Genomic DNA, 11,557 nt, shown 5'->3' with positions numbered 1-11,557 from the left:
CACTCAGTAAATTGTAATTATTTTGCTGGTTGAGTTGGTTGCTTTGGCTCAGTTGGTTTTAGAGTACCCACTTTTTTAGGCTCCGCCATCTGTTTATCGATAGCCGCGAGTAATTCTTTGTATTCCTTGTTAGTGGGATTGAGTTTGACGAGTTGTTCGAGTGCGGCTTTGGTACCGGGGGCATCCCCTTGGCGCAGCCGAATCTGGACTAAACCGCGCAGTGCGGTTTGAATATTGGGTTCGCGTTTTAAAACTGCGGCAAAACCTTTCTCTTCGGCTTGAAGTTGGGCATTCTGAGATTGGGCGGCATTTTCACTGGCGGTGGGTTGGTTCGATTGACTTATCATTCCGCTGATGCTGAGTAAACTTGTACCCATAAAAGCAATCCCAGAGCTAATTATGAATACTTTTGTCCAAATACTTTTTTTGCTATTTTCCATAATTAACTTTACTCCTGGCAATTGATGTGTGTGGCTCTGGGGTCTCGATTGCCGTAAGCGCACGCAGGCTCTCGGTTACGCATGGCGTCTCGGCGAGCAGGCAAGACCACAAGGGTCATCGGACTAGAGCTATTTATCTAAGTTACCAATTTTCAGCTATTAACTATCATTTTGGAGCAAAGTTAGCAAATCTATGTCAGTATCTATACCAACTTCAGTTTGGGATAAATTTAGGGCAAAATTATCCCAGCTCTCACCGACTACCCTCATCCAAGTCGCGAGTATTTGCGGCGCATTTGCCGTCATTATCTATCTGCAAACCTCTCAATTAGCAGTGCTCAAGTATCAGCGAAAAAACTTGACTAAGCCAGTACTGCAACAAGAAGAAGCCAAGCTCAAAGCTCAACTAGCGATCGCCAAAACATTGCCGACGTTTGGCTTTGATAATGTAGTTGCCAATTGGCATTTTATGGGTTTTGCTCAGTACTTTGGCGATACTGAAGTCCGTGAAAAAGCTGGCTATGGAGCAGTAATCGAGCATTTTGAAGCGATTCTCGATCGCGACCCCAGATTTTTGTATGCTTATATTTACCTCTCTAGTACGGGTTCCCTCTATTCCGGGCAACCAGAACGCGCCGTCGCGCTGATGAATCAAGGATTGAAGTCATTGTCTCCCAATGTGCCCGCTCGCAGTTACTATATTTGGCGAATGAAGGCGATCGATGAGTTACTATTTTTAGGTAGAGTTCAGGATGCTCGTACTTCAATGGCAACGGCGGCTGCGTGGGCGCGAGTGCATCCCGACCGTGAAGCCCAAAATGTGGCGCGACTATCCCAAAATACTGCTAACTATTTAGCCCGTAATCCCGATAGTAAACAAGCACGGTTCGATACCTGGAATATGGTACTCAGCTCGGCTATCGATGAATTTGTGATTAAACGGGCGATCGTCGAAATCAGAGCTATTGGTGGTAAGGTGACGATCGGCCCTAATGGCGAACTTAAAGCAGAACCACCGCTGAAAGACTAGTTTCCGCACATCTTGCTTTAAAACAAAGTGAATAGTGTTTTAGTGGATAGTGGATAGTGGATAGTACATAGAAGTAAATTTTAAGTCTATTTTTAGATACTGTCTTGACGCGCTAAACCCTCGGCAAAGCCGAAGAGCGCGCGTCGCTGGGGCAAGATGTGAGTAATAGAATTGCAGCGATCGCTAGCGAATATGTACTAAATTATTAATGAGATTATTAGCCGATCGCCGCTCATAATCAAGCTATCCCTCTTACCTTTTACCTTTTACCCTTTACCCTTTACCCTTTACCCTCTCCCCTCTCCCCCGCTGCATGGATTTACTAGAGTACCAAGCTAAAGAATTATTTCGAGAGGTCGGAATTCCGGTTTTACCCTCGCAACGGATCGATCGACCGACAGATCTCAAGGCATTGCGGATTCCCTATCCGATCGTGTTAAAGTCGCAAGTTAGCGTCGGCAATCGGGGGAAGGCTGGCGGGATTAGATTTGTGGAGAATACCATCGATGCGATCGCGGCGGCGCGGACGATCTTTAATTTGCCGATTTTGGGTGAATATCCCAAAGTGCTACTAGCAGAAGCTAAATACAATACCAGCCAGGAATTTTATCTGGCGATCGTGATCGACAGATTGGCTTGTCGTCCGGTGCTGCTGGGTTCTACAGACGGCGGGATGAATATTAATGCCATTTTGAATCAAATTCAGCAAGTCGTCGTCTACGATGAGTTTTCCTCATTTTACGCGCGGCGGCTGGCGCTCAAAATGGGACTTCAGGGCGATCTGATGCTGGCGGTGAGCGAGATTATCGAGAAGATGTATATCTTGATGCGATCGCAAGATCTCGACTTGGTAGAAATCAATCCCTTGGGGATCGATCGCAATGGCGCGGTGATGGCACTTGATGGCAAAGTGAGTGTTAACCATTATGCTGTAGGGAGACATCCCAATCTCAAGCCGTGGCAAGTTGTCGATGTCGCCCGCAATCGATTGGGGACACTATCGCCATTATTTACCAGTGCGGGGAATATCAGCATCCTCTGTAGTGGCAATGGCTTGGCGCTAGCGATGCTGGATGGCATCGCTCAAGGTGACGGTCGAGTGGCGCAATGTATCGTCGTCGATCCGACTTGTACTCAAGAAATTCAGATCGCCCTCGATCGCATTGGTGTAAATGCTACTACTAGCCAGCCTCCAGATGAGGCACCTGTTGTCAATGTTTTATTAATTGATTTTGTCGGGAGTGAGATCGATGCTTGTCAACAAGTCATCCAATATTTTCCCCATTTTCAGCACCTGACGACAATTTGGCGAGTATTAGAACACGATCGCGACAGGCTTGCAGGGCTGTTGCCATTATCGATTAAACTCGTGACCAATTTCGATCGGGCGATCGCTCAGACGTTGGCAATTGCAAAACAGTGAATTAGGCTTTAGGCTTTAGGCTTTAGGCTTTAGGAAGAAATGTTTGAGTGAATATCGCGCTCGCAGTTACCTTTTACCTCTTACCTCTTACCTCTTACCCATCTCCCATCTACCATCCCCCATCTAAATGACCATCGATCTGCAACTAGATAGCCGCGTTTTAATTCAAGGCATCGATAACCCGCTGGCGCTGGCAGCAATCGGTCGGATGCAAACTTACGGTACCAAAATCGCGGGGATTGTGAGTGCGGGACAGGGAGGGCAAAAGCTGGGCGATTTGCCGATGTTTGACTTGGTAGAGCAGGCTCAATCAGTATTAGGGCCGATCGAGACTAGCTTAATTTTTGTATCTGCTTATCAGGTACTCGATGCCGCGCTCGAAGCGATTGCCGCCGGGATTCCCCAACTGATCGTGATTACTAGGGGTGTACCGCCGCTGGATATGATTCGACTCTTACGGCAAGCGAGTATTACCAATACACTGGTTCTCGGTACTGGCAGCGCAGGGATTATCATTCCCGATCGATTATTGCTGGGTATTTATCAGCCGCAATTATTTAGCCCTGGTAAAGTGGCAATTATCAGCCGCAATCAGAGCTTAACTGCTGAAATTGCGAGCGAATTAAATCAGGCAAACTTAGGTCAATCGATCGTCATTCATATCGGTAGCGATCCGCTGGTTGGCTCCTCCTGTCGCCTGTGGCTGGAGTGGCTTCAGTCTGACCCGCTCACCGAATCGATCGTCCTTGTCGGCGATATTTGCTGGGACTCAGAAGCAGCTACAGCAGCTTATCTGCTGGCACAACAGGGTAAACCTGTCGTTGCCTATTTAGCGGGGATTCATGCCAATACACCACACCCGCTCACCGATGCGGCGATCGTCCTGAGCCATACACTTTCCAAGCCGATTCACAATGCCGATACGATCCAACAACGGATCGAGACTTACAAACGCGCCAAAATTCCCGTTGCCAAAAAGATCGGCCAAATTCCCAGTTTGTTGAAAAAGTTAGCACAGAAAGCGTGACAACTGAGTGGATAGTGGCTAGTGAATAGTGGATAGCGCTCGATCGCACTTAAACTGAGTATGCTAAGTAGCTAGGCGAAATTAAATGTAAAATGCCAGCCCTTTGCCCTCACCCCCAACCCCTCTGTCTTGTCGTTGCTTGGTTGATTTTCATGGTCGGGAAACCCGACCGAAAATCAATCCGCTTTTTTATTCGGGGGGAACCCTAGACATAAAAACGCCGCTCCCAAGCTTGGGAGCGATTCGCGCACGCCTTTGTTCCCCGACGGTTCAGCGAATCAGCGACGCGCTCATCACGGAGGTTCCCTCCAGGTCGAGCGCGTCAAGACAAGACAGAGGGGAGCCAGAGCCGGAGGCGAGGGCGGGGTGAGGGCGATTTAATTATGTATCGCCTGCTGTTTCTAGGCTCTAAGGTGCAAAATCGCTGGCCGCTAATCTGTAGATTTTAGGAGTCAGGTCATGGCATCTTATCGGGATATGATTGGGTATTTTCGCGGTTACGGGAAGATCGCATTCATTAGTATTGCCGCAACTAGTCTGTTCGAGGTTGTGGATTTAACCGTCCCCTACGCGATCGGTCAAATTCTCAATGTCTTGTCCAAGCAACCGCTCGATCGACCTTTGATGTCATTCATCGGCGCGGTCGCCACCAGCCTCAATCTGCCAGCATCAACTGAATTATCATTAATCATCCTGCTGGCGATCGTGTTTGTCGTATCTGTCGTGCGTGCGCCGATTCAGCCGTGGATTGGCAGTTGGTTTCACTGGGCGATCCCGCTGCGAGCAAGGCGCGATCGGGCCGATCTAACGATTCAAAAAATTCTCACCTTGCCTCTATCTTTTTACGATGAAAATAACCCCGGTCGGATTGCCGGACGGGTCGCACGCGGGTTAACCAACCACACTTGGACTTATCCAGAAATTGCGGGACAGTTGATTCCCAAGTTAGTGAGAGTATTTGGCATTTTTATCGCGATCTGTCTGATGGAGTGGCGGATTGGCATCGCCTTTGCCCTCTCATTTACGGCTATTTTAGGCTTTAGCCTCAAAGGATTGCGCTACATTATCAAACGCGAGGCGCTCTTAGATAGCTACATGGAGAATACCGAAAGCCGTACCTCCGAAATTATTACCAATATCAAAACCGTCAAAGCTTTCGCCGCCGAACCTTACGAACTCGCTCGACAGCGGCAACGTCTAGACCGAGAGTTAACAGTCGTACTTTACCGCATCCATCGGAGTTACGTGCGCTTGAATATGTGGCAGCGCACGACGGTTCAAAGCTGCATCTTTGGCGTACTGGTGATGACCCTCCTCGCCACCCTGCGCGGCGAACTGTCTTTAGGTCATTTTGTGACGTTACTAACAGTCTCTAGCATGGCTTATGCCGAGTTAGAACCCTTGAGTATCTTGGCAGAGTTTCTAGCCCGCCGCTATGCCTCGATGCTGCGTTTCCATGAGTTTATGCACGAGCCAGTCGGCACCGATGCGATCGATCTCCACTCGGTCGCTCGATTGGCGGCAGCTAATTTTACAGGTAAAATCCAGTTCGATCGGCTCAGTTTCGGTTACGACCCAGACCGACCGATCTTACACGATATCAATCTGACGATCGAGCCGTATCAAACTGTCGCGCTGGTTGGTAAATCTGGTTCGGGCAAGTCTACACTCGTGAAACTATTACTGCGTTACTTCGAGCCAACTCAGGGGCGAATTTGTATCGATGGTACGGATGTCCGATCGTTGGCAATCGGCCCATATCGTTCGCGCTTGGCGATCGTCCATCAGGAGGTCGATATCTTCAACGGTACGATTATGGATAATCTCCGCTATGGTAATCCTACCGCCGATGCCCATGCAGTGGCTGTAGCCTGTCAAATGGCGCGGGTCGATGAATTTATCCACGAGCTACCCCAGGGGTATGCCACAGTGGTGGGAGAGCGCGGCGTGCGCCTATCGGGGGGACAGCGGCAGCGGCTGGGAATCGCCCGCGCTCTCATTGTCAATCCGAATGTGTTGGTGTTTGATGAGGCTACATCCAGTCTCGATTATGAGTCAGAACGTGCCATTCAACTTGCCATGCGCTCGATTTCGGGCACCAGAACGATGCTCGTCATCGCGCACCGACTCAGTACCGTCAGAGATGCTGACAAAATTGTGGTTTTGGATCGAGGTCGCATTGTCGAAGTGGGGACACACGATGAGCTGGTGCAGCAGCATGGTGTGTATGCCAAGCTGCACGCCTTGCAAGAGTCTGGAGTCTTACCGTCATAAATGCTTTGACTAGGCAATCTTAGCCGATATTTATCCGGCTCCCAACGCTCCCGGTTATCAGAAGAAAAATTGCAATCGGATAAACTGACCCCAAATATTTGCAATGTAAATAAGCAAAATAAAAAACATCTGCCGATGATAGTTAGTCTCATCGCTTGACTGCGCTGTTAAACTCGATCCCAATGATGATACTCGACTTAAATCGAGCGATCGGTTTGAAAGTTACAATCGATCGAGCCAATAATTCGCTCCTTGCTGTTAGGCTCGATCTTCTAATTAGCTAGAAATCGCGATTGTTTAGTTGTTTCTTGGCTGCGATTGTAGAAATTGTAGTTGCTCCATACTTAATTCAGTAAGTTCGGCAATTGTTGCCAGGGGCATATTTTTAAGTAACATCTTCAGCGCAATCTCTTGTTGCTTTCTCTCTTGTGCTTTCTGCTCGGCTTCAGCAATCTCAGCATCAAACCAAGCATCAACCTGTTCCATCGTTCTCATAAACTCTTGCTCCTCGGTAGTCAAACTCTCTACAGGTAATCCCCGTAGGTAGACACAATACTTGAGACTAGTCTTAATTATATCATTCTTCTCCCGTCGCTCTGGCGATAACTGCTCGATTTCCCCAAACGCCCGCCGCACCGAATCCTTGTCCCCCAACATCTTCAACCACAGCGTATCTTCACCGTCGGGTAATCTGTCGATAACCACAATCCCCATCCGCAGGAACTTTGACAGCTCATATACCCCCGTGCCATATTCACTCAAAGGCTTCGCCTCACACAAATTCAATAACTTATCGCCACAATTTACTGCTAATATCCAAGTAAATGGATTCTGAATTTCAATTTGTGCTTTTGCATCCGGTGGTAACTGCTCGGATTTTTTCAGTTGTAACTCAACGCGAGCAGCTTCGATTAATTCTGATTCCTTTGGTTCCCAGTAGAGATTTTTTCTAGTGATGGAAACGTTGAGATTCTTCTGGTTGAGATACCCGCTATAATGCTCTACTATTATCGTCGGATGCTGTTTCATTAAGCGGTCGAACAAGCCTAAATCTTCCTGTTGCCAGCCAAATTTATCGGACTGTGTCACAAACATACAATCGATTTCTAGATCCTCATCATTTCTAACCTGGATATTTTTGAACGTTTCGCCCTTGGTCTTGTACAGAGCTTGGACGTAGAACTTAAAAAACCTGTCGTGTTTGTATTGAGCCATTAACTAATAATTCGATCGAGGCGATCGATCGCGTACTACAAAGCATCCACCCGATGCAGGGACTCGATCGATTCTTCGACCTCTTCTTCATCTACACATTGCTGGATTTGAGCGTTAAACCACTGCAATTCTTCGGCTGCTGGACTTTGGATCTGGTACACCAATAGCACTCCGGCGACGCGCGCCAGCGTCACTGGGGTCGGCGAAATGTGACTTAGGAGATCCTGAGCCTGATGGTAAATGTCCTCGACTGTGGCTCGATCTAGGGGCTGTCCCAATTGAATTGCCAGTTGAGACAGGCTTTCGGGGATGGAGAGATCTTCGCGATCGGGCAGAGGATTGGTTATCATAACGATCGTTAAATTTGAGAGCGGCTGGGTATACTAAGTGCGGATAGCTTGTCGAGTAGTTAGTGAGAAGTATGTCATACAAATGCGATAAATGCGAGGCACTGATTCTCAGCCTCCGACTGGGTTACTGTAGCAACTGTCGGGAGCCAATTCATAGCGAGACTTTACCTGAATCAAAGAAGCAAGCTCTCGCAGCAGCCGAACGCGAATACGAACAAATGCGCGATCGCATCAGAGCCGAAAAAGAACTCCACCAGCAGCGGCAAAAGCACAACTCGCAGACGCGCATCAGCATCATCGATTTCGATGGTGGGGATGGTTGGGGCGGTTGAAATTAGCAGCCCGATCCCAAAGATTTGATATAATTGGCAGTGGTAGCTATCGTCACTAGGCAAGATTAATTCGAGCGCATGTTAGAACTAAAAATAGAACGACTTCGCCATCTATTTATTGGAATGGATCGAGCGTTAATTGCTTATTCGGGAGGAATTGATAGTACCTTAGTCGCTAAAGTTGCTTACGATGTTTTGGGCGATCGAGCCTTGGCTGTAACTGCTAAATCGCCATCTCTATTACCTGAAGAACTTGAAGATGCGATCGCACAAGCAACATCAATTGGCATCGCTCATGAGATTGTCGAAACTCACGAGATGGATAATCCTAATTATTCATCAAATCCGGTAAATCGGTGTTATTTTTGCAAAAGCGAATTGCACGATACACTCAAACCTTTAGCTTTAAAACTTGGTTATCAATATGTCGTCGATGGTGTCAATGCTGACGACTTACAAGATTATCGTCCTGGTATCCAAGCGGCGAAAGAGCGGGGAGCTAGGTCGCCATTAGCAGAACTCGGGATTACAAAAATGGAAGTGCGCGAGATTGCTCGATCGATCGGATTAGAGTGTTGGAATAAACCCGCTCAACCTTGTTTGAGTTCGCGGTTTCCTTATGGTGAGGAGATTACGATTCCGAAGTTAAATCGCGTGGGCAGAGCAGAGATTTATTTGCGGCGATTGGGTTATGAAAATGTACGGGTGCGATCGAGTGAGGATACTGCTAAAATCGAGTTGCCAGCCGAGTTAATTCAGCAATTTGTCGCGAGTACAAATTTGATTGAGTTGACCCAAACATTTCGATCGTTCGGATTTGTTTACGTGACTTTGGATTTGGAAGGATATCGGAGCGGTAAATTAAATCAGGTGCTATCCCAATTTGTGAGTAATCGGTAATTACCCAGCGACTAGCCTTGTTTATTGAGCCTGTCGAGCAACCATAGCGAGCAGACAATGCCGATAAAATGAGCGGTAATGATGTGGGTGTTTGCCAGCACGATGAAAATATCCAAAGGTTGAATGATTTTACTCAACGCATCGGGACTAAATATCGCCCCTGGTATCGCGATAGAGAGCGACTTACCCAAGAGAGTACCGCCGATGGATTCGGCACCCATCACGCTCGATCCCATCCCCAGGATCGAACATAGCAAACCCCAGCGCACGATTTGGATTGTCTCGGCTTTTTTGGGACGGAGATCGGGATTTCTCAGCTTGCGGGCGGTCATCACATATCTAAACGACCAGTAAGTACTGGCGTAGAGGATCAGCAACCCACCGACAGCAAACAGCAAACTGCCACCCGTACCGGGATTGCTGGCACCGCTACTCGCAAAGGGCAGGGAGAACAGAAAAATGATACTCGACACCACTGCGAGGACGAGTTGCAGCCAAAACCCCGCCCAGCCGACTCTGCGGAGCTGGACGGCAATTTTCCGGACATTCTGTGACGCGTTGCCATTAATTTCGAGGTCTGACATAAACAATAATTAAGAAATTAGTAAAAAAATCGAATAATTATCCCAGGGTGTAAATTGGATGAGTTAAGCTAAAAAGTGAGTAGCTAAAATTTGCTCACACAATTTTTCAACCCCGTTGCCCGCCGCAATTGTTTTCCTGTCTTGCTTTCGATCGACCGATCTCGATTTGCTATCCTCTGTGCTGACGCTATCGACGCGGCATCTAGCCTTAGAGCTGGATGAGGATTAGATCGAACACCAATATTATAAGGTGGTAACAGCTATGAACTTTGAAGATATCTATTGCTTTTTCCGCAATCCACCACCACTGTATCTCAATCAGGAGTTGGCGGTTTGCTACATTCTCGATATTTTAATCCAGGGTGATTCTTATGGTACCGAACTGATTGCTAGATTGGAGCATGAATCTTCAACCTATCGGCTCTCGGATACCGTTTTATATAGCGCGATTAAGTTTTTGGAAGCTAACGGGACGATTGTTGGCTACTGGAAAAAAGTTGAAGGTCGTGGACGTCCGCGTCGGATGTATCAGATTGACTCGGAATGGACGAATCAAGCCAAGGAATTAGCTTATTTCTGGAAGCGATATGCCGATACTCATTCTATCCCATCCGACACCACACCTTTCGATAGTCGCGCGCTATCGTTAGGTAACTAGGAATTAGCGGACGAGCTGCACTAACACTCGCAGCTATTTATTGGCACAGCCGCTGGGCTGGAGACTCGATCGGCAGGTGATAAGCCTGCTTTTTTATCGATCGAATGTGTTAGCTTAAAATTGTGGCGGTAAGAATCTCGATCGCAGGCTAACACTCAACACTACTCGATCGGGCGAATTCCTGCCCGCACGTTACCGCCACAAATTAATCGTCCACATTTCGCCGCCGCTCAGTGCTAGCTGTCAACTAAACTCATCATGTCTACCAAACGGATTTTAATCTGGTATCGTAACGATCTACGCTTGCACGACCACGAGCCACTGGTTCATGCGCTCAAGGAAGGTGCGAGCGTAATTCCATTTTATTGCTTTGACGATCGCCATTTTGGACAGACACAGTTTGGGTTTCCCAAGACAGGCGCATTTAGAGCGCAGTTTTTGCTAGAAAGTCTTGCCGATTTACAGCATTCATTGCAAGTTCGCGGGAGCGATTTGGTAATTAGGCGCGGCGCGGCGGAAGTTATTATCCCCGAATTGGTAGCGCAGTTAGGGATTACAGGTGTCTACTGTCATCAGGAAGTTACCGCCGAAGAATTAGCAGTCACCAAACCGCTGGAAGCGTCCCTCAAAGCGAGTAATGTTAACTATCGAGCTTTTTGGGGTCTGACGCTTTATCACCTTCAGGATCTGCCATTTAGCTTGCCCAATCTCCCCGAACTCTTTACCAAATTTCGCAAGGATGTCGAGCGAGATAGTCCGGTTCGCTCTTGTTTGCCCACGCCGAAGACTTTGCCAGCATTACCAGCAGATCTAGCACTGCAACAGCTACCCAGCTTGAGTGATTTGGGGCTAGACGCGCCCACAGTTGACTCGCGGGGTGTTTTGGCATATCGCGGCGGCGAGACGGCAGGAAGGGCGAGATTGGATGAGTACATCTGGCAAAATGACAGGTTACGCATCTACAAGGAAACTCGCAATGGGATGTTAGGTGCTGATTATTCTTCCAAGTTTTCGGCTTGGCTGGCTTTGGGCTGTATTTCCCCGCGATATATCGTCGAGCAAGTTAGGAAATACGAGGATGAGCGAATTGAAAATGATTCGACTTATTGGCTGATTTTTGAATTGTTGTGGCGGGATTATTTTCGGTTTATTTGTGCCAAGCATGGCGTGAGTATGTTTAAATTAACCGGACTGCAAGGTGTCGATCTAACTTGGAAACAAGATTGGGAGCGGTTCGACCTCTGGCGGGAAGGTAAAACGGGCTATCCATTGGTAGATGCCAATATGCGCGAGATCGCCGCAACTGGATATATGTCCAATCGCG

At 47.9% G+C, this 11,557-nt stretch carries 12 protein-coding genes; 8 read left to right on the top strand and 4 right to left on the bottom strand.

Annotation, left to right across the window (positions count from 1 at the left end):
• Positions 1 to 17 precede the first annotated feature (17 nt).
• Complete coding sequence (locus tag RMO52_RS15920; RefSeq protein ID WP_310416037.1) at positions 18 to 440, bottom strand: tetratricopeptide repeat protein; 423 nt, start codon at positions 438 to 440, stop codon at positions 18 to 20.
• 193 nt (positions 441 to 633) lie between these two features.
• Between RMO52_RS15920 and RMO52_RS15915 the strand changes: the two genes are divergently transcribed.
• The 4 genes from RMO52_RS15915 (at position 634) to RMO52_RS15900 (ending at position 6,194) form a co-directional block, all read left to right on the top strand.
• Complete coding sequence (locus RMO52_RS15915) at positions 634 to 1,470, top strand: hypothetical protein (RefSeq protein ID WP_309738758.1); 837 nt, start codon at positions 634 to 636, stop codon at positions 1,468 to 1,470.
• Positions 1,471 to 1,783: 313 nt separating this feature from the next.
• The gene (locus RMO52_RS15910; protein WP_310416034.1) at positions 1,784 to 2,893 is read left to right on the top strand and encodes an ATP-grasp domain-containing protein; all 1,110 of its coding nucleotides are present in this window, start codon (positions 1,784 to 1,786) and stop codon (positions 2,891 to 2,893) included.
• Positions 2,894 to 3,020: 127 nt separating this feature from the next.
• Complete coding sequence (locus RMO52_RS15905) at positions 3,021 to 3,920, top strand: CoA-binding protein (protein WP_309738728.1); 900 nt, start codon at positions 3,021 to 3,023, stop codon at positions 3,918 to 3,920.
• A 459-nt stretch (positions 3,921 to 4,379) separates the two neighbouring features.
• On the top strand, positions 4,380 to 6,194 hold the full coding sequence (locus RMO52_RS15900; RefSeq protein WP_310416029.1) for an ABC transporter ATP-binding protein: 1,815 nt from the start codon (positions 4,380 to 4,382) through the stop codon (positions 6,192 to 6,194).
• Positions 6,195 to 6,491: 297 nt separating this feature from the next.
• Here RMO52_RS15900 and RMO52_RS15895 read toward each other — a convergent pair whose 3' ends face one another.
• Together RMO52_RS15895 and RMO52_RS15890 are read right to left on the bottom strand one after the other, a co-directional pair.
• Positions 6,492 to 7,409, bottom strand: coding sequence for a hypothetical protein (locus tag RMO52_RS15895; RefSeq protein ID WP_309743809.1), 918 nt, complete (start codon positions 7,407 to 7,409; stop codon positions 6,492 to 6,494).
• 35 nt (positions 7,410 to 7,444) lie between these two features.
• On the bottom strand, positions 7,445 to 7,759 hold the full coding sequence (locus tag RMO52_RS15890; protein ID WP_310416025.1) for a hypothetical protein: 315 nt from the start codon (positions 7,757 to 7,759) through the stop codon (positions 7,445 to 7,447).
• Positions 7,760 to 7,830: 71 nt separating this feature from the next.
• Between RMO52_RS15890 and RMO52_RS15885 the strand changes: the two genes are divergently transcribed.
• Together RMO52_RS15885 and larE are read left to right on the top strand one after the other, a co-directional pair.
• Entirely contained in the window at positions 7,831 to 8,091 is a 261-nt protein-coding gene (locus tag RMO52_RS15885; protein WP_309742525.1) for a hypothetical protein, read from the top strand.
• A 78-nt stretch (positions 8,092 to 8,169) separates the two neighbouring features.
• Positions 8,170 to 8,991, top strand: a complete 822-nt coding sequence (gene larE / locus RMO52_RS15880; protein WP_310416023.1) for an ATP-dependent sacrificial sulfur transferase LarE — start codon at positions 8,170 to 8,172, stop codon at positions 8,989 to 8,991.
• A gap of 11 nt (positions 8,992 to 9,002) precedes the next feature.
• Here the strand turns inward: larE and RMO52_RS15875 are convergent, their stop codons facing one another.
• Complete coding sequence (locus RMO52_RS15875) at positions 9,003 to 9,575, bottom strand: DUF3611 family protein (RefSeq protein ID WP_309742523.1); 573 nt, start codon at positions 9,573 to 9,575, stop codon at positions 9,003 to 9,005.
• Between the two features lie 262 nt (positions 9,576 to 9,837).
• Between RMO52_RS15875 and RMO52_RS15870 the strand changes: the two genes are divergently transcribed.
• Both RMO52_RS15870 and RMO52_RS15865 read left to right on the top strand, forming a co-directional pair.
• Positions 9,838 to 10,233 carry a PadR family transcriptional regulator gene (locus RMO52_RS15870; protein ID WP_310416019.1) on the top strand — a complete coding sequence of 132 codons (396 nt, stop codon included), beginning with the start codon at positions 9,838 to 9,840 and terminating at the stop codon, positions 10,231 to 10,233.
• A 258-nt stretch (positions 10,234 to 10,491) separates the two neighbouring features.
• Positions 10,492 to 11,557, top strand: a 1,066-nt coding sequence (locus RMO52_RS15865) for a DASH family cryptochrome (RefSeq protein ID WP_310416015.1), incomplete at its 3' end; no start/stop codon positions are given.

This window comes from Chamaesiphon sp. OTE_8_metabat_110, assembly GCF_031382685.1.
Taxonomy (GTDB): Bacteria; Cyanobacteriota; Cyanobacteriia; order Cyanobacteriales; family Chamaesiphonaceae; genus Chamaesiphon.
This window is presented reverse-complemented; position numbering and strand designations above follow the sequence as displayed.

Coding starts and splice junctions, on each gene's coding strand:
- RMO52_RS15920 (WP_310416037.1), bottom strand. CDS start 440: ATGGAAAATAGCAAAAAAAGTATTTGGACAAAAGTATTCATAATTAGC.
- RMO52_RS15915 (WP_309738758.1), top strand. CDS start 634: ATGTCAGTATCTATACCAACTTCAGTTTGGGATAAATTTAGGGCAAAA.
- RMO52_RS15910 (WP_310416034.1), top strand. CDS start 1,784: ATGGATTTACTAGAGTACCAAGCTAAAGAATTATTTCGAGAGGTCGGA.
- RMO52_RS15905 (WP_309738728.1), top strand. CDS start 3,021: ATGACCATCGATCTGCAACTAGATAGCCGCGTTTTAATTCAAGGCATC.
- RMO52_RS15900 (WP_310416029.1), top strand. CDS start 4,380: ATGGCATCTTATCGGGATATGATTGGGTATTTTCGCGGTTACGGGAAG.
- RMO52_RS15895 (WP_309743809.1), bottom strand. CDS start 7,409: ATGGCTCAATACAAACACGACAGGTTTTTTAAGTTCTACGTCCAAGCT.
- RMO52_RS15890 (WP_310416025.1), bottom strand. CDS start 7,759: ATGATAACCAATCCTCTGCCCGATCGCGAAGATCTCTCCATCCCCGAA.
- RMO52_RS15885 (WP_309742525.1), top strand. CDS start 7,831: ATGTCATACAAATGCGATAAATGCGAGGCACTGATTCTCAGCCTCCGA.
- larE (WP_310416023.1), top strand. CDS start 8,170: ATGTTAGAACTAAAAATAGAACGACTTCGCCATCTATTTATTGGAATG.
- RMO52_RS15875 (WP_309742523.1), bottom strand. CDS start 9,575: ATGTCAGACCTCGAAATTAATGGCAACGCGTCACAGAATGTCCGGAAA.
- RMO52_RS15870 (WP_310416019.1), top strand. CDS start 9,838: ATGAACTTTGAAGATATCTATTGCTTTTTCCGCAATCCACCACCACTG.